Genomic DNA, 22,965 nt, shown 5'->3' with positions numbered 1-22,965 from the left:
CAGACCGAGAATGAATTCCGCCACATCGGAAACCGCCCGGCTTGAGGGTGAATACGACTATATCATCATAGGCGCGGGTACCGCGGGCTGCGTGCTGGCCAACCGGCTGACCGAGGACCCCAAAACACGGGTTCTGCTGCTCGAGGCGGGCAAGTCGGACAATTACCATTGGGTCCACATCCCGGTGGGGTATCTGTACTGCATCGGCAATCCGCGCACCGACTGGATGATGAAAACCGCGCCCGAGCCGGGTCTGAACGGACGGTCGCTGGTCTATCCGCGGGGCAAGGTGCTGGGCGGGTGCAGCTCGGTCAACGGGATGATCTACATGCGCGGGCAGGCGGCCGACTATGACCATTGGCGGCAACTGGGCAATGCGGGCTGGGGCTGGGACGACGTGCTGCCCTATTTCCTGAAATCAGAAGATCACCACGCCGGCGATAGCGAAATGCACCGGGCCGGCGGCGAATGGAAGGTTCAGAAACAGCGGCTGAGCTGGGAGATTCTGAAAGCCGTGCAGGATGGCGCGCGCGAGATCGGCATCCAGCCGCGCGCCGATTTCAATGACGGCAACAACGAAGGCTCGGGGTTTTTCGAGGTCAACCAGAAGAACGGCGTGCGCTGGAACACGGCCAAGGGATTTCTGCGCCCCGCGATGAAACGGCCCAACCTGCGGCTCCTGATCGAGGCCGAGACGCTGGGCCTGATCCTCGAGGGCAAGACCGTGCGCGGCGTACGATTTGCCCGTGGCGGCACCGAATACCGGGCCTTGGCCAGGGCCGAGGTTCTGTTGGCGGCGGGGTCGATCAACTCGCCCAAGCTGCTGGAACTGTCGGGGATCGGCGACCCCCAGGTACTGGCGGCGCATGAAATCGCGGTCCAGCATGAAAGCCCGGGCGTGGGGGCGAACCTGCAGGACCATCTGCAGATCCGCACCGTGTTCAAGGTGCAGAACGCCAAAACTCTGAACACCATGGCCAACAGCCTGTGGGGCAAGGCGCGCATCGCAGCGCAATACGCCCTGACCCGGTCGGGTCCGATGGCGATGGCGCCCAGCCAGTTCGGCATGTTCACCAAATCCGACCCGATGCTGGCCACGCCGGATCTGGAATATCACGTGCAGCCGCTGTCTACCGACCGGCTGGGCGATCCGCTGCATCCGTTTCCCGCGATCACCGTCTCGGTCTGCAATCTGCGGCCCGAAAGCCGGGGGCACTGCCACATCACCACGCCCGATCCGAAGGCCCAGCCCGAGATCAGGTTGAATTACCTCTCGGCCGAGCGTGACCGGCAGGTGGCCGTCAAATCCGTGCAGCAGGCACGGCAGGTGATGGCGGCGCGGGCTCTGGCACCCTATAATCCGCAAGAGGTTCTGCCCGGCCCCGAGATCAACGACCAACAGGGTCTGCTCGATGCGGTGGGCGACATCGCCACCACGATCTTTCACCCGGTCGGCACCTGCCGCATGGGCAGTGACGCCGCCGCGGTGGTCGATCCACAGTTGCGCGTTCGGGGGCTGGAGGGGCTGCGGGTGATCGATGCCTCGGTCATGCCGAAGATCGTCTCGGGCAATACCGCCTCGCCCGTGATCATGATCGCGGAAAAGGCTGCCGACATGATCCGCGGACGGGCATGATCAAGGAACATGGGGAATGCGCCCCGGCCCGCCGGACATAAATGAGCGCCTGCCTCATCAACCGGAAATGCTGAACCGACGCAGGGCACATTGATTTTTGAACGCCGGTCGCTGAACGCGGCAAGATGGGCCAGCCTGTTCATGGCGGGCGCAGGGGTTGCGGTCGGGTTGCTGGCAAACTCCGACGCGCTGTTGCTGGACGGGCTGTTCTCGGGGCTCAATTTCGCAACGGCTCTGGTGGCGGGATGGGTCGCCGCCCCGATCCGGCGCGCCCCGGACCAGAACCGCGCCTTCGGATACGAGATCGACGAGTCCGTCTACGTGATGTTCCGCAGCCTGTTGTTATTCGGGATCATCGTGATGGCGGCCGGTTCGGCGGTGAATCGTCTGCTGGCCTATGCCAAGACGGGCGAAGCCGCGCCGGTGGTTCTGGAATGGGTCCTGATCTATGCCGGGGCGATGGCGGCGATCTGCCTGGCGTTCTTCGCCTATCAGCGCTGGAACTGGCGCCGCACCTGCAAGACCAGCGATCTGCTGCGGGTCGAGGCCCGGGCCGCGATGGTCGACGGAGTGCTGAGCCTTGGGGCCGGGTTGCGTTGACATTGGCCTCTGACCCGCACCTTGGCCCGGCCCCGCGCGCTCAGTAATCGGCGACCAGCAGGAATTCGGGCGCGGTGTCTTCCTCGATCGTGGCAAAGCGCGGGATGGGCTGTTCGAACACGTTGTCGGTGCGGTCGTCATTGACGGTCGAGACCTCGCCGATCAGACAATCGCCCTTTTCCGCCCAGAAGGCGTGCCAGATGCCGGGCATCAGCGTGACGCTTTCGCCCGGCTTCAGGCGCAGATGCTCGCCCGGCTGGATGGTCACCGGGCAGGCGTCGCTGGGTACGGTAACAGGGGTGTCGCGGTCGATGCTGCCATCGGGGGCCGAGGCGTAGATCTCCATCACCAGATCGCCGCCGCCGCGGTTGATGATGTCCTCGGCCTTGACGATGTGGCGATGCATCGGCGACAGCTGTTTGTCACGCGAAATCAAAAGCTTCTCGGCATAGAGCATGCCCCGTCCTGCGCTCAGGTCCTTTTCGTCGCCATTGCGCAGGGTGAACAGGAACAGGCCCAGCTCGTCGAACTTGCCCTGGCCGTAATCGGTGATGTCCCAGCCAAGGCCGCGGGCGCGGATGCCGGCGGCCTGCGGGCTGCGCATCTGCTCGGGCGTCCAGTCGGCAAAAGGCGGCAGGGCAAAGCCGAACGAATTGATGAAGTCCTGTGCCTCTGCCTTGATGCGGTTGATCTCGGATCGTTTCATATCGGTGCTTTCGATGACTTACAGCTCGTGCGCCCAAGGCGGGTTGGCCCCGGCGCGGGATACGGTGACGGCGGCGACCTTGCCGCCCAGTTCCAACGCGGCGCGCAGGTCGTCGGGCGAGATCGCGCGGAGCGCCTGTTTGGTCAGCAGCCCGGCGCGGTGCAGTTGCGCCAACACCCCGGCGTTGAACGTGTCGCCCGCGCCCACCGTATCGACGACCTGAACCGGCGTGACCGGCGCCGTAACCGTGCGGCCATCGGCCAGATACCCGGTCGCGCCCTGGCTGCCGCGCGTGACGATCACCACGGCGGGGCCGGCCTGCAGCAGCAGCGGCACCTTTTCTTCCAGCGTTTCGGGGCCTGGGACGATCCAGTCCAGATCTTCGTCCGAGACCTTGACGATATCGGCCTGCGCGATCATCCGGTTCAGCCGGGTGCGATAGCGGGTCTGGTCTTGGATGAAGCCGGGGCGGATGTTGGGGTCGATCATCACTGCGCGCTCGGCCCCGTGGCGGTCCAGCAGGGCGGCATAGGCATCGGCGCAGGGCTCGCAGGCCAGGCTGATGCCGCCGAAATACAGCGCCGAGGTCGCGGTCAACTGGTCCGGCATATCCTCGGGGCGCAGCATCCGCCCGGCCGAGTTTTCATCGACGAAGGAATAGGTGGCGTGCCCGTCCTGCAGTTGCACGAAGGCCAGCGTGGTCGGACGATCCGAAAGAACAACCTGCGAGCCATCCACATGACTGTCTTTCAGCGCCTGCGCCAATTGCTGGCCGAACATGTCGCTCGACAGCCCGGTCAGCATTCCGGCAGGCGCACCCAGCCGGCCCAGGGCGATGGCGGTGTTGAACACCGCGCCACCCGAATGCGGCACGAAACCTTGCGCGCCCGAAACCGTCGGCTCCGCGATCATGTCGATCAGGGCTTCGCCACAGCACAGGATCATGTCCCGGCTCCTTCCTTCTGCAAAGATCAGGCGGTGAATTTACCGCGCGAGCGCATTTTTGCAGAAGTTGTTAGCGCCAACAATGCCAAATTCGGCCTGCTCCGACACATAAACGCCAAAGCCCTGCCGCAGCGCGTCGAACCGGCCTCCGGCGTTGAAGGCCGCCAGGAAGTCGTCACCGAACAGCCAGCGGTTCTTGTCGGCCACGCCGCCCACCAGGAAGACGCCGCCGGTGGGCATCACGGTCACGGCCATGTCGCCCATTACAGCGCCCAGATGGGTGGTGAACATCTGCGCGGCGCGCGCGGCCAGCGGGTCGGATCCGTCGCGCGCGGCCTGCAGGATGTCCTTGGCGGGCAGGACGGGTGTTTCGGGCTGGCCTGCGGCCATGCCCACAGCGCGATACAGGATCGGCAGGCCGGTGCCGCTGAGGAACATCTCGGCCTCGAGCGTCAGGCTGTCGCCAAAGAAACACTCGGGCGCGATCCGGCGGGCGGCTTCGAACACGTCCACTTCATCGCGGGTGCGGGGCGACAGCCCGACATGGCCACCCTCACCCGAGACGGTGTGATAGTGGCCTTCGGAATACAAAAGTGCGCCGACGCCCAGCCCGGTGCCGGGGCCGACCACCAGTCGGGTGCCCTTGGGCGGGGTCGGGTCGCCCTGCAGGGCCTGCACGTCATCGCCCGTGATCTCGGCCACCGACCACGCGGCGGCAGTAAAGTCGTTGATGACAAAGGTGTGGTCCGCGCCGGTGGCCGTGGCGATGTCGGCCTCGGACAGGTCCAGATTGGCATTGGTCAGACGGATCGTGCCATTGCGCACCGGGCCCGCGCCCGCGGCGACCACGGCGCGCGGCGGCGTTCCGATCTCGGCGCACAGGTCGTGCAGGGCGGCCAGAAACTCGGGCAGGGTGCCGGTGGGCGATTTGCGCAGATCGGTGAGCGTGCCATTGGTGACGACCCCCAGCCGCGTGTTGGTGCCGCCGATATCGGCCACGAGGTTCCAGTGGTCGTGCATTGCGCCCCTGGGCTGCGCCATCGGAACCGAGACCGGATCGCCCTGGGCCAAAGCGGCCTGCATCGCCCGGAACGACGCCTTGGGGCGCCGTTCCAGCGTTTCGAAATCGACATCGACCAAGCCGAACCGCTTTTCGTATCCCAGCGCCCATTCGTAATTGTCCAGCAGCGACCAGATGAAATAGCCCTTGACCGGAACGCCCTGATCCAGCGCGTCCTGCACCGCAGCCAGATGCCGATTCAGATAGTCGATGCGGTCGTCATCCTGCTGCCGCTCGGGGCTGGCCATGCCGTTTTCGGTGACATAGATCGGCAGATCGCCTGTGTAGTCCCGGGCCGTACGGGTCAGGAACCGGGTCAGCGCGCTTGGCTCAATCTCCCACCCCATCTGCGTCTTGGGCAGGGGGCCGGGCACTTCTTGCAGGCTGGGCCAGGGCGTGTCGGCGGGTGCGATCAGCTTGCGGGTATAGTAGTTCAACCCGCACCAGTCGACCGGCGTGCCGATCGTGTCGAAATCATCCTGCCACCCGTCGGGCAGGTGGGCCTGCAGCCCCTGCAGGACGTTCTCGGGGTAGGCCTTGTTGAACACGCCGCCCAGGAAGAACCGGTTGTAGATGCTGTCATACAGATCGGCGGCTTCTCGGGCCTCGGGGGTTTCATCGGCGGGTTCGGCCCATTCCAGGTTGAACACCGCGCCCAGGTTCGACATGCCAAGGCCCCGCATGGCCTGAATCGCGCGGCCATGGGCCAGAAGGACGTGATGCATGGCGCGGGCCGTGGCGCGGATGTCGCGCAGGCCGGGGGCGTGGTGGCCTTCGAAATGGCTCAGCCAACTGACGCACCAGGGCTCGTTGATCGGGGCGACGCTGTACATGCGGTCGCCGATGCGGCCCATGATGATCTCGGTGAAATCGGCGAACCAGTTGGCGATGTCGCGGTTGCGCCAGCCGCCCAGGTCGGCCAGGGCTGAGGGCAGCTCCCAATGATACAGCGTGGCGCAGGGGCGGATGCCGCGTTCCAGCAGGGCGTCGGCCAGCCGGTCATAATAGTCCAGCCCGGCCTGGTTCACCGGCCCGCGCCCTTCGGGCAGCACGCGCGCCCAGCTGGTGGAAAAGCGATAGCAGTCGAACCCAGCCTCGCGGATCAGGTCGAAATCCTGTTCGAACCGGTGCAGGTGGTCGCAGGCCAGATCGCCGTTTTCGGCGCGCACCACGTTGCCGGGCGTGGCCGCGAAACTGTCCCAATGGGTCGGGCCGGCGCCGCCCTGTGCGTGGCCTTCGATCTGATAGGCCGAGGTTGCGACACCAAAGAGGAAGTCTTTGGGGAAATCAGCACGGGTGTATTTCATGTTCAGAACCTGTTGGGGGCGGGACCAGTCGAGCCGCCGACTACCAGTTCGGCCTCGAGCAATCTAGTCTTGGTCGGGTCGTGGGGCGCGCGGATGCGCTCGATCAGCATCTCGGCGGCCAGTTCGCCAGCGTGGCGCACCGAAGACCGGGTGGCGGTAAAGATCGGAACGTCCTGCCCGTTCTTCAGATAGGACAGGTCGTCGTCATGGGCGATCACCGATACGTCGCGGCCCATCTTCAGCCCGGCCTCGTCCAGCGCGCGCCGCACCCCGATGGCCGAGATCATCGATGAGGTCAGGATCGCGGTCGGCGGATCGTCCAGCCGCAGCATGTCTCGGGTTTCGTGGTGGCCATAGACTTCGGTCATCTCGGCGCTGCGCATCAGGGCCGGGTCGGGCGACAGGCCGGCCTGTTTCAGCGCCTCGAGATACCCGTCGCGGCGCCTTTGGGCAAAATCCATGTCCTCCAGCCCGTTGATCAGCGCGATCCGCCGGTGGCCCAGGTCGATCAGAAAGCGGGTCGCGCGCTGGAACGAACTTTTGTTGTTCACGTCGATCCAGTCATAGGGCAGGCTGACGCCGGTCGAGCGGCCATGCACGATGAACGGCACCTGCATCCGGGTCAGAACCTCGATCCGCGGTTCGTCCACTTTGGGGCCCTGCAGCACCACGCCATCGACCGCGCCGCGCTGGAAGAGGCTGCGATAGGCGTCCTCGATCGAGGTGTCGTCGGCATTTGTGAACATCATGTCATAGCCGTGCTCGGCATACTTCTTGACCGCGCCGGCGACGAAATCGCCGAAGATCGGGTTTACCATCTCGTGCCGGGCCGAGCTGGGAATCACGTGGCCGATCACCATCGACCGACCCGTCGCCAGCCCCTTGGCGCGCGCGTTCGGACGATAGCCGTGCCTGGCCGCCGCCGCCTGAACCCGCAGGCGTGTTGCCTCGCTCACCTCTGGGTAGCCGTTCAGCGCGCGGCTGACCGTCGTCTGTGACAGGCCCAGGATCTGAGAGAGCTGTTTGAGGTTCATAGCGGCTGTCAAAGCGCCTTAAATCTGCGGTTCAGTCCCTGTTGTGTGGCCAATTTTTGCTTGCGTCAAGCTGTTTCATTTTCTCTGCGACTGCATCAATAAAACATGGGGCTCAAAGAAAACAGACGATTGACAGCCGCATTCCGTTAGCGGATAACAGCGGGCATCCAAAGCGCTTTGAAAACCGAGTCTCATATGCGCCAGATACAGTTGGGAGGAAAATCAATGCAACACTCGCTTTTGGCAGGTGCGGCCACGTTTGCCCTGATGGCGGGCGCGGCCCAGGCCGAAAAGGTCACCGTGTTCGGCCCTTGGCTTGGCCCGGACCAGGAGAATGTCGAAAAGGTTCTGGACGGATTTGCCGCTGCCACCGGGCATGAATATGCCTATGTCGGCTCGGACAGCTTCGAACAGCAGATCCGCATCGACGCCGAGGCCGGTTCGGCACCGAACATCGCCGTGTTCCCCCAGCCGGGACTGGCGGCTGACATGGCCAAGGCCGGGTTCCTGACGCCGCTGGCGGACGGAACGGCGGATTGGGTGCGCGACAACTATGCCGCGGGCCAGTCCTGGGTCGATCTGGGCACCTATGCCGGCCCGGACGGTCAGGACCATCTCTACGGCTTCTTCTACAAGGTCGATGTGAAATCGCTGGTCTGGTACGTGCCCGAGAATTTCGAGGACGCGGGTTATGAAGTCCCGACCACGATGGAAGAGCTCAAGGCCCTGACCGACCAGATCGTCGCCGATGGCGGCACGCCTTGGTGCATCGGTCTGGGGTCGGGCGGCGCGACCGGATGGCCGGCGACCGACTGGGTTGAGGACATGATGCTGCGCACCCTGTCCCCGGCGGACTACGACGCCTGGGTCACCAACGACCTGAAGTTCAACGACCCCAAGGTCGTGGCCGCAATCGAGGAATTCGGTGCATTCGCCCGCAATGACGACTATGTGGCCGGTGGGGCCGGGGCGGTTGCAACAACCGATTTCCGCGACAGCCCCAAGGGTCTGTTCAGCTCACCGCCGCAGTGCTACATGCACCGTCAGGCCTCGTTCATCCCGGCTTTCTTCCCCGAAGGCACGGTCGTGGGTGAAGATGCCGATTTCTTTTACTTCCCGGCCTATGAAAGCAAGGATCTGGGCAGCCCGGTTCTGGGCGCGGGCACGTTGTGGGCGATCACCAACGACAGCCCCGCCGCGCACGACCTGATCGCGTATCTGCAGACCCCCGAGGCGCATGAGACCTGGATGGCGCTCAGCGGCTTTTTGACCCCACACAAGGGTGTCGATACCTCGGCCTTCTCGGACCCGACGCTGAAGAAGATGAACGACATTCTTCTGGGCGCGACCACCTTCCGCTTTGACGGGTCCGACTTGATGCCGGGCGCGGTGGGCGCTGGTACGTTCTGGACCGGCATGGTCGATTATGTCGGTGGCAAATCCGCGCAAGAGGTCGCCGGCGAGATCCAGGCGTCCTGGGACGCGATCCAGTAAACCCGTGAACCAGGGGCAACCCGTGCATGCGGGTTGCCCGACCCATCGTCGCCACGGAGGGTGACATGCATCCCGCAATCCAAGGTCTGTTGACGATCGCCATCGGCGTATCCGCCTGCGTCGGCTATTTCTACCTGTCCAACCAGTTTCTGGACAAGGTTCTGTTCCCGCCGCGCGGCCCGAATGCCGGGCGCAACATCAACAGGGCCAACATGATCCGGCCCTGGCTGTTTCTGCTCCCCGCCCTGGCCGCACTGGGGCTGTACCTCGCCTATCCGGTGGTGGAAACGCTGCGCCTGTCCCTGACCGACCGCGTGCCCGGCGGCGGGTACGAGTGGGTTGGTCTGGACAACTATGCCCAGATGGTCGCCGAGCCGAAATTCTGGGAAGCGATGCGCAACAACATGCTGTGGCTGATCGTGGTGCCGGCGCTGTCGACGGCATTCGGCCTGTTGGTGGCCCAGCTGACCGACCGCATCCGCTGGGGCAATATTGCCAAGTCGTTGATCTTCATGCCGATGGCGATCTCGTTCGTGGGCGCTTCGGTGATCTGGAAGCTGGTTTATGACACCCGCCCGATCGAGCAGGACCAGATCGGCATGCTAAATGCCCTGTACATCTTCTTTGGCGGAACCGAGCCGCAGACCTGGCTGACCATTCCGTTCTGGAACAATTTCTTCCTGATGATCGTTCTGATCTGGATCCAAACGGGCTTTGCCATGGTGATCCTGTCGGCGGCCCTTCGTGGAATTCCCGAAGAAACGGTCGAGGCCGCCATTCTGGATGGCGCCAGCCCGCTCCAGATCTTCTTCAAGATCAAGGTGCCGCAAATCAAGACGACGATCCTAGTGGTGTGGACAACGATCACCATAGTCGTGCTGAAGGTCTTCGACATCGTGTTCGCCATGACCAACGGCCAGTGGGAGACACAGGTGCTGGCCAACTACATGTTCGACAAGCTGTTCCGCGCCAACGACTGGGGCGTGGGCTCGGCCTCGGCCATGGTGATCATGCTGCTGGTGACGCCGATCCTCGTCTGGAACGTCCGCAACGCGCGCAAGGAAATGGAATAGGGGGTCCGCCATGAGTGAGATCGCAGGAACCCGCCCGGCGCTCAGATGGGCCGTACATGCCTCGGTTCTGTTTCTGGTGGTGCTGTGGGTTGTGCCCACGCTGGGCCTGTTCATCTCGTCGTTTCGCACGGCGGACCAGATCGCGACCAGCGGCTGGTGGCGGGCGATTTTCCCGTCCGAGCAGAACCTGACGCTGCGCAGCGCCGCGCCCGATACCCAGGTGCAGGAAAATGGCCTGTATGTGATCGAGGGCAATCTGTTCGACGCCGGCACCAACGCGCGCATCTCGAAATGGGGCATCAGCTCGCGCGAGATCGATGCATTTGAGCCGGGCCAGACGGCCGAACTGCGCAAGGGCGGAACGATCACCGTTCAGGTCAATGGCGATTACCGGATGGAGAACACCGAGGAATTCACCGGCAGCAGGGGCGCGCGCGTCTTCGTGACCGCCGAACTGCCGCCCGAGTTCACTTTGGACAATTACCACAAGGTCCTGCTGGCCGAGGACAGCACCGACAGCATGGCCAAGGCGTTCTTTAACACGTTGACGGTCACGATTCCGGCCACGATCATCCCGATCCTGGTGGCGGCTTTTGCGGCCTATGCGCTGGCCTGGATGGACTTTCCGGGCCGTGCGCTGTTGATCGCCGCGGTGGTCGGTCTGCTGGTTGTGCCTTTGCAGTTGGCGCTGATCCCGCTGCTGAAATTCCACCTGAACATCGGCATCGGCAAAGGGTATTTGGGCGTCTGGCTGGCCCATACTGGCTTTGGCATGCCGCTGGCGATCTATCTATTGCGCAATTACATGGCCGGTCTGCCCCGCGACCTGATCGAGAATGCGCGGGTCGACGGCGCCACCGAGTTTCAAATCTTCACCAAGCTGATCCTCCCGCTGAGCTTTCCGGCGCTGGCCTCGTTCGCGATCTTCCAGTTCCTGTGGACATGGAACGACCTGTTGGTGGCCAAGGTGTTCCTGATCGACGCATCCGGAGAAACCACCGTGATGACCAACAGTATCGTCGAGCTTCTGGGCACCCGTGGCGGCAATTGGGAAATCCTGGCGACGGCGGCATTCGTGTCGATCGCGGTGCCGCTGGTCGTCTTCTTTGCAATGCAGAAATACCTGGTCCGCGGATTGCTGGCCGGTTCAGTCAAATAAGGGCGTGTGATGAACGTGCAGAACAACGTGGACCTCAAGCACTCAACCAAGACGGAGTCCGACTGGTGGCGCGGCGGGGTGATCTATCAGATCTATCCGCGCAGCTTTCAGGACAGCAACGGCGACGGCATCGGAGACCTGCGGGGCATCACCCAGCGGCTGGATTACATCGCCGGTCTGGGGGTCGATGCGATCTGGATCTCGCCCTTCTTCAAGTCGCCGATGAAGGATTTCGGGTACGATGTCAGCGACTATCGCGCCATCGATCCGATGTTCGGCACGATGGAGGATTTCCAGACGTTGCTGGACCGCGCCCATGGTCTGGGTCTGCGAGTGATGATCGACCTGGTGCTGTCGCATACCTCGGACCAGCATCCGTGGTTCGTCGAAAGCCGCAGCAACCGCGAGAACCCCAAAGCCGACTGGTATGTCTGGGCCGACCCCAAGCCCGACGGGACCCCGCCCAACAACTGGCTGTCGATCTTCGGCGGCTCGGCCTGGCAGTGGGATACGCGCCGGCAGCAGTATTATCTGCACAATTTCCTGACCTCGCAGCCGGACTTGAATTTCCACAACCCCGATGTGCAGGACGCGCTGCTGGACGTGGCGCGGTTCTGGTTGGACATGGGCGTTGACGGGTTCCGGCTGGACACGATCAACTTCTACTTCCACGACGCGCAACTGCGCGACAACCCGGCGCTGCCTCTGGATCAGCGCAACGCCACCATCGCGCCGATGGTCAACCCCTACAACCATCAGGACCACCTTTATTCCAAGAGCCAACCAGAAAACATCGCTTTTCTGGAACGGCTGCGCGCCCTGACCGATCAATATGACGGCCGCGCCTGTCTGGGTGAGGTGGGCGACGCACAGCGCGGGCTTGAGATCATGGGCGAATACACCCGTGGCGACAAGCGCATGCACATGTGCTATGCCTTTGAATTTCTAGAGAAACGCCGCCTGACGGCAGAATACACCAAGCATGTGTTTGACCAGCTTCTGTCCAAGGCCGGCGACGCCTGGCCGTGCTGGGCGTTCTCCAACCACGACGTGCAGCGTCACGCCTCGCGCTGGGATCTGGACGAGGCCGGCATCCGGCAGCACGCGGTTCTGATGATGTGCCTGCGCGGCTCGGCCTGCCTGTATCAGGGCGAAGAGCTGGGCCTGCCCGAGGCAGACGTGGCCTTTGAGCACCTGCAGGACCCCTATGGCATCGAATTCTGGCCTGAATACAAGGGCCGCGACGGCTGCCGCACGCCCATGGTCTGGGCCGCGCAGGCCGAACAGTCGGGCTTTACCACAGGTGCGCCCTGGCTGCCCGTCAGTATCGCGCAGGCTGAACGCGCCGTGGACCGGATGGAAGCCGACACGCAGTCGGTGCTGAACCACTATCGCCGCGCCATCGCTCTGCGCCATGAGTATCCGGCGCTGATGTCGGGCACCCAGTCGCACATGCGCGAAACCGGCCCGATCCTGAGCTTCCTGCGTGAGAATGATACCCAGCAGGTGTTCTGTGCCTTCAACCTGGGCGATGACACCGCGGAAATCGACCTGCCCGAGGGCAACTGGCGCTGCATCGGTCAGGATCTTGGCGCAGTCGACGCGCAGGCAAGCGCCACGCTGGCGCCGTCGCAATTCTGCCTGATGGTCCGAGAGAAAGGGTAACCCATGTCCGAACTCAAGCTGACCGATGTCGCCAAGACCTATGGCAATGTCGATGTCCTGAAGGATATCAACCTTGAGATCGAGCGCGGCGAGTTGATCGTGTTCGTCGGCCCCTCGGGCTGCGGCAAGTCCACCCTGCTGCGGATGATCGCGGGGCTGGAACGCATTTCGGGCGGGACGCTGGAGATCGAGGGGCAGGTGATGAACGACGTGCCCCCGGCACAGCGCGGCATCGCCATGGTGTTCCAAAGCTACGCGCTGTATCCGCACATGACCGTGCGCGAGAATATGGCCTTTGCCCTGAAAATCGCCAAGATGCCCGCCGATCAGATCGACGCGGCGGTGAACCGCGCGGCGCAGATCCTGCAGCTGGAACCGTTTCTGGACCGGCTGCCCAAGGCTCTGTCGGGCGGTCAGCGTCAGCGGGTCGCCATCGGACGTGCCATCGTGCGCGACCCCAAGGTCTATCTGTTCGACGAGCCGCTGTCGAACCTGGATGCTGCGCTGCGGGTGGCCACGCGGATCGAGATCGCGCGACTGAAAGAGGCGATGCCCGACAGCACGATGATCTATGTCACCCACGACCAGGTCGAGGCAATGACCCTGGCCAGCCGGATCGTGGTTCTGGCCAACAAGGGCATCGCACAGGTTGGCACGCCGCTGGAACTGTACGAGACGCCCGACAACGAATTCGTGGCCCAGTTCATCGGCTCGCCCGCCATGAACCTGCTGCCCGGAACGATCACCGGCACCGGTGCCACCACGACCGTCGCGCTGGATTCCGGCGGCACGGCGGTTTCGGCCATCCCGACCCAAGACGCGGACGTCGGCAAGAAAGTCAATGTGGGCGTCCGGCCCGAGGACCTGGTGGTTGCCGATGGCGCGCCCCTGCTGACCGGTGTCGTGGATTTCACCGAAGCCTTGGGCGAGGTGACGCTGCTCTATTTCGCCAAGGCCCCGGGGGCCGAGTCGGTGATCGGCAAATTGCCGGGCATTCATCGCGGTTTGCGTGGGCAGACGGTCTCGGTCACGGCGGCGCCCGAAAAAGTGCACTTGTTCCATAACGGGCTGTCGATGCGCCCGCGCGCCTGACGCTTCTGATTCTGCACAAAAAGGCTGCATCCGGCCCCATGGCGGGGCAGGTGCGGCCTTTTTCTTGTAAACTATTCACGCGGGTCGAGACACAGGGGTTCGCTGATCCGGTTGGGCAGGCGCAGCCGATGTCTGCGGGGAAGTATGATCTGAAGCCTGATTTGCGGGCGAATGAAGAGAAATTTCCGACTGCGGTGAGCCGCCGTCGCCTGTCGCGGTCGTCAATCTGGACCTATGAATTTCGCAATCTGTCGCTTTTTGGACTGACGCAGCGGCCGCAAAACTCTAACGTGACGCACATACAACAACAAAACTCAGTCCAAACACGGGAGAAAACCAATGGCGAAATCGTCGAATGTGAACCGTCGTACGGTGTTGAAAGGGGCCGGTGCGGCCGCTCTGGCAGCGCCGCTCTACAGCAAAAGCGCGCTGGCATCCTCGGGCGAGGTCAACATCCTGATGTGGTCGGATTACCTGCCGCCCAGCTTCCTTGAGGCATTTGAGGCCAAGACCGGCATCAAGGTGAATTATACCGGCATCGGCTCGAACGAGGAAATCATCAACAAGATGAAGGCGACCAAAGGCCAGGGCTTCGACATCGTGTCGCCCACCAACAACCGGTCGCTGCAGTGGGAGCCGCTGGAACTTCTGCAACCGTTTGACATGAGCCGCGTGCCGATTGACAAGGTGAACCCGGCTATGGCCAAGATCGGCACCGATGCCTGGAACTTCGGCGGCAAAGGCGTGCACTGGCTGCCGCATATCTGGGGCACCGAGGGCATCGCCTATCGCACCGACCTGTGGCTGCCGGATGGCGACGCGCCGTCCTATGGCGATGTCTGGTCCGAGGAGAACGCCGGCAAGACCATGGGCCGCGCGCATTCGATGATGCTGGGCGCGGGCCTGTACATGGAGCGTGTGGGCGAGATGGAGCCCGGCTCGGTCTGGTCGGCCTACAATGACGAAGAAACGATGCGCAAGGTCTGGGGCCAGATCACCGATTGGTGCATCGCCCGCAAGGACCGCATCAAGCTGCTGTGGAACGATGCCGACACCCAAAAGAATGGCCTGCTGAACGAAGGTGTGGTCGTCGGCCAGACCTGGGACGGTCCGCCGCTGGCGCTAAAATCTGCCGGCGAGCCGGTGCACTATCAGGCGCCGGTCGAAGGCGCGATGGCCTGGGTCGATGGCATGTCGGTGCCCGTGGGCGCGCAGAACATCGACCAGATCTATGCGTTCATCGAATTCGCCTATCAACCCGAGCCCGCGGGCGTGGCGATCGACAGCCACGGCTACAACTCGCCGGTACTGGGCGCCGACCAATATTCCGGCGATACCTACAAGAAGAACTTTGCCGAGGCCTATCCGGGCGACTCGCTGGCCAACCTGAACCCCTGGCCGGCCGAGGCCCCCTGGTACGCCGAAACCCGGACCGAGTTCGTCAACAAGTTCAAGAGCGCCTGATCGTAACTCGATCGCGCCCCCCGCAACACAGCGGGGGGCCACAGGACCCCGCACGCGCTCCGCGTGACGGACAACGATACGGTGCGGCCAAAGGCTGTGTCACAGGGAGAAACTAAATATGAGTGCAGGGATCGGAGTTGATCTGGAAAACCTGTGGATTCGCTTCGGCGATTTTGTCGCCGTACGCGATGCGAACGTTCACATAAACGGCGGCGACTTCTTTTCGTTCCTTGGGCCTTCGGGCTGCGGCAAGACCACGATCCTGCGGGCGGTCTCTGGGTTCCTCGAGCCCAGCGAAGGCAATGTCCTGATCGGCGGCAAGAACATGAAGGGCATCGGGCCGAACAAGCGTCCGACCGCGCTGATCTTTCAGAACCTCGCGCTGTTTCCGCTCATGAAGGTGTGGGAGAACATCACCTTTTCGATGGAGATAAAAGGTGCCAGCGCCGCCGAACGGCGCAAACGCGCGGACGAACTGCTGGACATGATTGCGCTGCCGGGTCAGGGCGACAAGCTGCCCAGCGAATTGTCGGGAGGTCAGCGCCAGCGGGTGGCCATCGCGCGCGCCTTGTGCGCCGAGCCGGACGTGCTGCTGTTGGACGAACCTCTGTCGGCGCTGGACCTCAAGCTGCGCCAGCACATGCGCACCGAGCTGCGCGAAATTCAGCAGCGGGTGGGCATCACCTTCATCTACATCACCCATGACCAGGGCGAGGCTCTGACCATGTCGGACAACATCGCCGTGATGCGCGCCGGGGTGATCGACCAGATCGCCGACGGCAAGACCATCTACAACGATCCAGCCACGGCGTTTGCCGCCTCTTTCGTGGGCGAAAACAACGTGTTCCGCGGCAAGGTCAAGCGGGTGATGGGGGATGAGGCGCTGATCGCAACCAACCGTTCGGGTGAGCTGGTGGCGCGTATTTCCACGGCCAACCGGGGCAAGTTGGCCGAGGGCGACGACGCCATGATGTTCATCCGGCCCGAGGCGTTCTCGATCGCGCCCGAGGGCGCCAGCGGCGATCACTTCGTGACCGCGCGCGTGACCCATGAGGAATTCGAGGGCAACGTCTTCAACATCTTCACCGAAGGCGATGGCGGGAAAGAGATCAAGGTCTCGATCCCGAACCACGGCCAGTCGTTCAAGGATCACACGGGACAGAACATCACGCTGGAATACGACACCCGCAACGCGGTCGTGGTTCCGGCCGGTGAACTGGCCGCGGAATAGGGAGGCCCGAGACATGCCCTCCTTTCTGAAGGATTTCTTCAACCGCAACGGCACCGGCATGGGGCTGACGATTCTGGGTCTGGTCCTGTTCTGGACGATCGGCCTGATCATCCTGCCGCAGCTGTCGATGCTGGACTTCTCCTTCCGTCCCAACCTGCCGCCCCCGGAAATCGGCGGCCCCAAGGACGTGTACACGCTGGAGAACTACAAATACCTGATCTACGGCCCCGAGGGCGGCAGTCAGGACTACAACACCGTCGATCTACGGGTGTTCTTCCGCACACTGGTGGCGGCGGTCTGCGTGACGATCTTCAACCTGATCCTCTGCTATCCGATCGCCTATTACCTGGGCCAGTCCAAGGGCAGTCACATTCGCATCTTCGCAGTCATGTTGATCATCCCCTATTGGATCAACGAGATCCTGCGCGCCTTTGCGCTGCGTATCATCTTTGGCGAAACTGGCGTTCTGAACACGCTGTTCGTAGGCCTGGGCATCTGGGACACGCCCTTCGATTTCATCCGCAACGACATCGCGCTCTATGCCGGTCTGGGCTATGCCTACATCCTGCTGATGATCTTTCCGATCTACAACGTGATCGAAAGCCTCGACCGGAACCAGATCGAGGCGGCGCGGGATCTGGGGGCGCCCTGGTGGCGGATCCACTGGCGGGTGGTCATCCCATACGCCAAGCCGGGGATCAGCTCGGGCTGTACCATGGTGTTCATGCTGTCGGCCGGTGCGCTGGCCGCGCCGCAGATCCTGGGAGGGCCGTCAAGCCTGTGGTTCACGCAGCTGATCTATCAGCAGTTCAACGACAACAATGACTGGCCCCAGGGCGCAGCCTATGCGGTGGTGCTGCTGGTGACCTGCATCCTGTTCGTGCTGGCGATGATGCGCCTGTTCAAGGTGAACATGGGGGATATCGGGAAATGAACAATTCCTTCCTCCGCATAAGCATCTGGGTCTATCTGGCGATCTTCTTCGCCTATCTGCTGGGTCCGCTGGTGATCATGTCGATCACCGCCTTCAACTCGTCCAGCTTCCCGCGGATTAGCCCGTGGGAATGCCTGACCTTCCAGTGGTTCACCGAACTGTTCCAAGATCAGCGCATCCTGAACGGGATCAAGAACTCGTTGATCATCGGGGCGGGAACGGTGGTTCTGTCGGTGGCGATGGGGCTGGCCGGCGCGCTGATGCTGACCCAGATCTGGCCCCGGCTACGCGCCACCTACTATACGATCATCATCGCGCCGATCCTGATCCCGGGCGTGGTGCTGGGCATCTCGACCCTGGTGTTCTGGGACCGGATCAACCGGATGCTGGGGCTGGGCGCGGACAGCGTCCTGTCGAACGGGGTGTTCCTGACGGTGATCGGCCAATCGACCTTCATCGCCAGCTATTGCATGCTGGTGCTGGTGGCGCGGTTGCAGCGCTATAACACGGCGCTGACCGAGGCCGCGCTGGATCTGGGTGCGACCCATGCGCAGGCGTTTCGCAAGATCCTGCTGCCGTTCATGCGCCCGGCGATCGCGTCGGCGGCGGTGCTGGCGTTTCTGGCCTCGTTCGAGAACTACAACACCACCACCTTCACCTTCGGTGAGTATCCGACGCTGACCATCGAGCTGGCGCAGAAGGTGCGGTACGGCATCACGCCCTCGATCTCGGCGTTGGCCTTCATCATCGTGGCGCTGACGGTGTTCTTTGCCCTTCTGAACGAGGCCAAGCTGCGCCGGCAGGAGCTGGTCGCCGCCGCCCGCCGCAACGCGACGGTGCAGGACCTGGGCGGCAAGATCCGCCTGCCCAGCTTCTTTGCCGGGAACATGGCGGCGGTGTTGCTGGTGGTCTTTGCGGTGGCGACGATCACGGTGGTGGGCACGGCGGCGGTCTACAGCCCCGACCAGTGCATCGCCAACGTGAAAGAGCAGAAACGCCTGGAGGCCGAACGCCGTATCCAAGAGCTGCGCAAGCAGCGCGAGGAGCAGCGCAAGCAGCGCGAAGCCCAGGAGGCCGAGCAGGGCGGAGCCACGCAATCGGCGCCCAAACCCTCGAACAACAGCGGCTTTGGCGGTGTGTTCGCGCCCGGCACTCTGGGTGGCGGCAGCGACGCCGAGCCCGAAGCCGAAGCACCGCCCAAGGGCAATAGCGGTTTTGGGAACGTGTTCGATCCCAACAGCTTGAGCGGCGACCAATAGGCGCGCCGGTCAAGGCTTCCGCCCGGCCTGAGGTCAGCCCCAGCCGGGCGGATTGCGTTTCAGAATGGCCACGTCGCAGGCCGCGATCGTGTGGCCGTTCCATTCGACGGAATGAGCGTTGTAGTTGATCAGGAACTGATGGGTCGCGGTCTCGCGCTGCCGCAGGCCGGGCAGCATCGGATGCAGGGTCAGCCCGACCTTCTGCGCGGCCATTTCAACGATCCGGTCCCACAGGTCTTCGTCCGGGAATCCGGCCAGATACCAAAGCTGGTCACTGCCCTTGAGCGCCGGGGTCCCGTCCGCAAACGTCAACAGATCGGGCGCGTTGCCGGTCAGCCGCTCGACCCAGTGTTGCGCGGCGCCGCCGCCCTGAACCGGGCGGGTGATCTCGGGCGGCAGAGATTCCACCAGCGCCACGTCGCAGTCCAGCGCTTGCAGGCCGGGGCGGCCTTGGGTCGGGAACTGGAAATCAGCCGTGATTGCCCCGGTGCGCGGGCCCAGAACCGTCAGTTTGGTCGCCGCGCGCAACCGGTCGGCCAGCGCGTCGTCCAGCGTGGCCAGCCCGGGGGCGAGAATCAGATCATACTCGGCTTCGTCCATGCCCGTGGCCGGCACGACATCGACCGACAGCCCGGCGCGGCGCAGGGCGCGATAAGCGGAAAACACCAGCCGGAAATAGTTGAACCCCGCGCCCTGAGGCTGGGTCGCCCAGGCCCAGTCCGACGGGTAGTCGAACAGGATGGCCACCCGCGCCTGCACCGGTTCGACCGGCCCCAGCGCGGCCAAATCCGCGACCGTCTGCTGCGCCTCGGTCAGACCGGGGGCAGGGCGGTTGTTCGGCGTCAGCAAGCCCGCGTGCATTTGTTCCTGCGCAAAAGGCGCCTGCCGCCAGCGGAAATAGCTGACCACCTCGGCCCCGTGGGCCACAGCCTCAAGCGACCAAAGCCGCACCATGCCCGGCAGGGGGGCCGGGTTGTAGGGCGCCCAGTTCACCGGTCCGGGCTGTTGTTCCATCACCCACCAGCGGCCGCGCCCGACGGCGCGGTACAGATCGTGGTGAAAGGCCTGCATGTCGGGATCGCCCTGTTGCAGAAAGGCTGTCTTGTGCGCCGCGTCGGCCTCGAGCCGGTCGGACAGGAACCCGATCGGGTAGCTGTCCCAAGTGGCGATATCCAGATCGGCGCCCACCTCGAAATGGTCGAAATCCAGAATCCGACCCATGTAGTTGTGCAGCAGCGGCGCGTCGGTCAGAGGCCGCAGCGCCTGAACCTGTGCCCGGTTGAAGGCCACCACCTGGTCCGAGCTGAACCGGCGGAAGGCCAGAACATGCGCCGGGTTGGGTTCGGTTACGGTCAGGTTGGGCAGGTCGATCTGATCGAAATCGCTGTATTCCATAGACCAGAACACGTTGCCCCAGGCCGCGTTCAGCGCCTCGACCGAGCCATAGCGTTCGGCCAGCCAGCGGCGGAAGGCCTCCCGGGCAGGCTCGCTGTAGCTGACGGTGGTGTCGTGGCAACCATATTCATTGTCGATCTGCCAGGCGGCGACGTGCGGGTTGCGGCCATAGCGTTCGCCCATGATCCGGGCGATGCGGACGCACTCGTCGACATATCCGGGATGGCTGAAACAGTAGTGACGGCGCGAGCCGAACATGCGCGGCTGCCCGTTTTCGTCCACCGCCAGCATGTCCGGGTGCCGGTCCAGCATCCAGCGCGGCGGCGTGGCGGTTGGGGTTCCCAGCACCACTTTCAGCCCGGCCGCACCAAGGGTCTCGATGGCCTGATCCAGCCAGTCGAATGTCAGCCGGCCCGGTTCCGGCTCCATCCGGCTCCATCCGAATTCGCCGATCCGGACCCAGCGCAGACCGGCCTCGACCATGCGCGCGGCATCTTCGGCCCACATTTCTTGCGGCCAGTGTTCAGGGTAATAGCAAACGCCAAGTTCGGGGGTCATAGGATAACTCTGTGTTCCGCCTGACCTTGGCCCGCGTTTTCGGCGGCAAAGGTCATTCCGTTAGTGGGGTGTGACGCGATGGTGTCCGCATCCAGCCCTTCGCGGGCCGAGGTGCAAAACAGCGTCGTCAGATCCGGCCCGCCGAAAGCGGGGCATGAGGTATGGGTTGCCGCGAAGGACACCGCGCGCAGGAAGGTTCCGCCGGCGTCATAGGTCGCAACCCGCGCCGCGCCCCATTGTGCGAGCCACAGGTTACCCGCGGCGTCGACGACCGCGCCATCGGGGTTCAGACCCTCGGCGCGCAGGTCCAGAAACACCGCGCTGTCGCCCTCGGGCCAGCCGGTTTCGGGGTTCAGACCCCAGCGCCGCACCTGCCCGGTGGCCGTGTCGCAGAAATAGGCGCAGGACCGGTCGGGCGCGAAACTGATCGCGTTCGAGATGGTTACGTCCGGCACCAGCTGCCGCAGCTCACCCCGCCACAAGCGATAGATCACCCCCGCGCCCTGTTCCGCGCGCTTGCCCATGGTGCCGATCCAGAATCCCCCCCACGGATCAGCCCGCCCGTCATTCGAGCGGGTCACCGGGTTGTCGGCCTCGAGCGCGATGATGCGGTCCTTGCGACCGCTCTCCAGCCCGAACGTCCACAGCCCGGTTTCCGACGCGATCAGCAGCGTGTCGCGGTCGATCCAGCCTGCGGCCGAGACTTGCTCGGCAAAATCCCAGCTTTGCGGACCATCCGCGTCGCGGGTCATCAGGCGCTTGTTGACGATGTCGAACCAGAACAGCTGTTGCCGTTCGGGGTGCCACAGCGGGCCCTCGCCCAACTCGCACGGGCGGTCGTCAAAGACCTGGCTCATCTCGCGGCCTCGTCATAGGCGGCTACGATCCTGCGGGCGTTCTCGGCGATCTGGTCCACGGACATGCCGGGGTTGAACAGGGCCGAGCCGATGCCGAACCCGTCAGCCCCGACCTTGAGCCAGTCGTCGAAATTCTCGGGCCCCGCGCCGCCCACGGCATAAACTTGCGTACCCTTGGGCAGGATCGGGCGCATGGCAGCCAGCCCCGCCGGTCCGGCCATCACACCGGGAAACAGTTTCAACCCGGTGGCCCCGGCCCGCAGGGCGACGAAGGCCTCGGTTGGGGTATAGATACCGGGCCAGCTTTGCAGGCCCAGATCCACCGTGCGCGCGATCACCTCGGCATCGCAATTGGGCGACACGATCAGCTTGCCGCCCACGGCAGCCACCTGTTCGACCTCGTCCACGGTCAGGACGGTTCCGGCCCCGACCAGCGCGCGGTCGCCGATCGAACGGGCCAGACGGCCGATGCTGTCCAGCGGGTCGGGCGAGTTCAGCGGTACCTCGATCCGGTCGATCCCTGCGTCCAGAATGGCCTGGCCGACGGCCTCGGCCTGCGCCGGGTCAAGCCCGCGCAGAATGGCGATGATGGGGCGGCTCATGCGGTTTGCCTCGTGAGGGTGCGGGCCTGTAGCAGACCGGCCAGCGTGGCCTGGGTCGCGTCGGCGGTTTCGACGAACGCGCCCTGTTGCTGCAGCGCCGCGGCATAGATGTGCGACAAGGCCTCGGCGCCGACGATGGCCAGTTGCTGACCCAGCCAATAGGGGCGGGTGGCGGCCAGCTCGGCACCGATCAGGGCACCGGACAGGCGGGCCCGTGCGGTGGCCGGGTCCTGGCCGTGCAGCAGGTCGGCCGCACGCAGCCCGAACAGCCGCCCGGCCAGTTGCTCGGGCTTTGACAGCGTGTCCGCCACGGCCGTGGCGAAGGCGTCCTCGTCCCAGCCTTCGCCCACCGAGTGTTTCAGTACCGAGTGCTGGCCCAGCAGATCGAAAAGTTCACCCGTCATGAAGGTGCGGAAGCTGACGACCTCGCCCGCGCTGACCTGCACCCATTTGGTGTGGGTGCCGGGCAGGCAGATCACGCCATCCCAATGCGGGCGCGTGGACAGGTAGCCGGCGATCTGGGTTTCCTCGCCGCGCATCACGTCCGCGGGGTCGTCCTGTTTCAGGCCGGGCACCACGAAGGCGCGGATGCGTGGATCGGTGCCGGGCACGCGCACCGGAACGGTCGAGATCGGCTTGGCGGGAACAGCCACATAGGGCGCCTCGACCCAGCCCTGGCGGGCACCGACCATGCCGCAGGCGATCACATCGACGGGCGCCGTGCCCAGCCAGCCCTGGACCAGCGTTAGCAGCGCGTCCTGGAACTGATCCCGGCCCAGCGTCGCCATGCCCCGGTCGCATTGGGCGTGGTCCAGCACCGTATCGCCCTGCATCGCCCAGGCGCGCAGATGCGAGGTGCCCCAGTCTATTGCGATCCACTCGGTGTTCATGTCC

The 22,965-nt window shown here is 64.1% G+C and carries 19 protein-coding genes and 1 pseudogene; 11 read left to right on the top strand and 9 right to left on the bottom strand.

What is annotated here, in order from left to right; genetic code table 11:
* Window positions 1-10: 10 nt before the first annotated feature.
* Together AC2FMD_RS08350 and AC2FMD_RS08345 are read left to right on the top strand one after the other, a co-directional pair.
* Complete coding sequence (locus AC2FMD_RS08350) at window positions 11-1,636, top strand: GMC family oxidoreductase (protein WP_496794914.1); 1,626 nt, start codon at window positions 11-13, stop codon at window positions 1,634-1,636.
* A 90-nt stretch (window positions 1,637-1,726) separates the two neighbouring features.
* Window positions 1,727-2,236 carry a cation efflux transmembrane domain-containing protein gene (locus tag AC2FMD_RS08345; protein ID WP_496794913.1) on the top strand — a complete coding sequence of 170 codons (510 nt, stop codon included), beginning with the start codon at window positions 1,727-1,729 and terminating at the stop codon, window positions 2,234-2,236.
* A 40-nt stretch (window positions 2,237-2,276) separates the two neighbouring features.
* On the opposite strand, the gene AC2FMD_RS08340 is transcribed toward AC2FMD_RS08345, so the two are convergent.
* From AC2FMD_RS08340 to AC2FMD_RS08320, 5 genes and pseudogenes are all read right to left on the bottom strand, one after another.
* Window positions 2,277-2,942 (bottom strand): D-lyxose/D-mannose family sugar isomerase, encoded by a 666-nt coding sequence (locus AC2FMD_RS08340; protein WP_496682398.1) that lies wholly within the window; start codon window positions 2,940-2,942, stop codon window positions 2,277-2,279.
* A gap of 18 nt (window positions 2,943-2,960) precedes the next feature.
* The gene (locus tag AC2FMD_RS08335; protein ID WP_496682396.1) at window positions 2,961-3,887 is read right to left on the bottom strand and encodes a carbohydrate kinase family protein; all 927 of its coding nucleotides are present in this window, start codon (window positions 3,885-3,887) and stop codon (window positions 2,961-2,963) included.
* Between the two features lie 39 nt (window positions 3,888-3,926).
* A complete protein-coding gene (locus AC2FMD_RS08330; protein WP_496794947.1) occupies window positions 3,927-4,907 on the bottom strand; it encodes a glucokinase in 981 nt (326 codons plus the stop codon).
* 48 nt (window positions 4,908-4,955) lie between these two features.
* Window positions 4,956-6,254: pseudogene (locus AC2FMD_RS08325) on the bottom strand (GH1 family beta-glucosidase); the annotation flags it as partial.
* 2 nt (window positions 6,255-6,256) lie between these two features.
* Window positions 6,257-7,288, bottom strand: coding sequence for a LacI family DNA-binding transcriptional regulator (locus tag AC2FMD_RS08320; RefSeq protein ID WP_496682393.1), 1,032 nt, complete (start codon window positions 7,286-7,288; stop codon window positions 6,257-6,259).
* Window positions 7,289-7,513: 225 nt separating this feature from the next.
* Between AC2FMD_RS08320 and AC2FMD_RS08315 the strand changes: the two genes are divergently transcribed.
* From AC2FMD_RS08315 to AC2FMD_RS08275, 9 genes are all read left to right on the top strand, one after another.
* On the top strand, window positions 7,514-8,782 hold the full coding sequence (locus AC2FMD_RS08315) for an ABC transporter substrate-binding protein (RefSeq protein WP_496742670.1): 1,269 nt from the start codon (window positions 7,514-7,516) through the stop codon (window positions 8,780-8,782).
* A 65-nt stretch (window positions 8,783-8,847) separates the two neighbouring features.
* Window positions 8,848-9,855, top strand: coding sequence for a carbohydrate ABC transporter permease (locus tag AC2FMD_RS08310; RefSeq protein ID WP_496682388.1), 1,008 nt, complete (start codon window positions 8,848-8,850; stop codon window positions 9,853-9,855).
* A gap of 10 nt (window positions 9,856-9,865) precedes the next feature.
* Entirely contained in the window at window positions 9,866-11,014 is a 1,149-nt protein-coding gene (locus AC2FMD_RS08305; RefSeq protein ID WP_496742671.1) for a carbohydrate ABC transporter permease, read from the top strand.
* Window positions 11,015-11,023: 9 nt separating this feature from the next.
* Window positions 11,024-12,679 (top strand): alpha-glucosidase, encoded by a 1,656-nt coding sequence (locus AC2FMD_RS08300; protein WP_496742672.1) that lies wholly within the window; start codon window positions 11,024-11,026, stop codon window positions 12,677-12,679.
* A 3-nt stretch (window positions 12,680-12,682) separates the two neighbouring features.
* Window positions 12,683-13,771: an ABC transporter ATP-binding protein gene (locus tag AC2FMD_RS08295; protein WP_496794912.1), complete on the top strand. Its 1,089-nt coding sequence runs from the start codon at window positions 12,683-12,685 to the stop codon at window positions 13,769-13,771.
* A 339-nt stretch (window positions 13,772-14,110) separates the two neighbouring features.
* Window positions 14,111-15,235, top strand: a complete 1,125-nt coding sequence (locus tag AC2FMD_RS08290; protein WP_496682379.1) for an extracellular solute-binding protein — start codon at window positions 14,111-14,113, stop codon at window positions 15,233-15,235.
* A 118-nt stretch (window positions 15,236-15,353) separates the two neighbouring features.
* Window positions 15,354-16,466, top strand: a complete 1,113-nt coding sequence (locus AC2FMD_RS08285) for an ABC transporter ATP-binding protein (RefSeq protein ID WP_496711754.1) — start codon at window positions 15,354-15,356, stop codon at window positions 16,464-16,466.
* Between the two features lie 13 nt (window positions 16,467-16,479).
* Window positions 16,480-17,400, top strand: coding sequence for an ABC transporter permease (locus tag AC2FMD_RS08280; protein ID WP_496682376.1), 921 nt, complete (start codon window positions 16,480-16,482; stop codon window positions 17,398-17,400).
* Window positions 17,397-18,659: an ABC transporter permease gene (locus tag AC2FMD_RS08275; RefSeq protein ID WP_496743491.1), complete on the top strand. Its 1,263-nt coding sequence runs from the start codon at window positions 17,397-17,399 to the stop codon at window positions 18,657-18,659. The genes AC2FMD_RS08280 and AC2FMD_RS08275 overlap by 4 nt, the downstream gene beginning before the upstream one ends.
* A 33-nt stretch (window positions 18,660-18,692) precedes the next feature.
* Here AC2FMD_RS08275 and AC2FMD_RS08270 read toward each other — a convergent pair whose 3' ends face one another.
* The 4 genes from AC2FMD_RS08270 to AC2FMD_RS08255 are packed head-to-tail and all read right to left on the bottom strand — an operon-like array spanning window position 18,693 to window position 22,961.
* Window positions 18,693-20,612, bottom strand: a complete 1,920-nt coding sequence (locus AC2FMD_RS08270; RefSeq protein WP_496794911.1) for a beta-galactosidase — start codon at window positions 20,610-20,612, stop codon at window positions 18,693-18,695.
* Window positions 20,609-21,469: an SMP-30/gluconolactonase/LRE family protein gene (locus AC2FMD_RS08265; RefSeq protein WP_496794910.1), complete on the bottom strand. Its 861-nt coding sequence runs from the start codon at window positions 21,467-21,469 to the stop codon at window positions 20,609-20,611. Before AC2FMD_RS08265 ends, AC2FMD_RS08270 begins: the two co-directional genes overlap by 4 nt.
* Complete coding sequence (locus AC2FMD_RS08260; protein WP_496794909.1) at window positions 21,466-22,071, bottom strand: 2-dehydro-3-deoxy-6-phosphogalactonate aldolase; 606 nt, start codon at window positions 22,069-22,071, stop codon at window positions 21,466-21,468. Before AC2FMD_RS08260 ends, AC2FMD_RS08265 begins: the two co-directional genes overlap by 4 nt.
* Window positions 22,068-22,961: a 2-dehydro-3-deoxygalactonokinase gene (locus tag AC2FMD_RS08255; protein ID WP_496794908.1), complete on the bottom strand. Its 894-nt coding sequence runs from the start codon at window positions 22,959-22,961 to the stop codon at window positions 22,068-22,070. The genes AC2FMD_RS08260 and AC2FMD_RS08255 overlap by 4 nt, the downstream gene beginning before the upstream one ends.
* Window positions 22,962-22,965 lie beyond the last annotated feature (4 nt).

Source organism: Ruegeria sp. BHSC276 (genome assembly GCF_059612945.1).
This window is presented reverse-complemented; position numbering and strand designations above follow the sequence as displayed.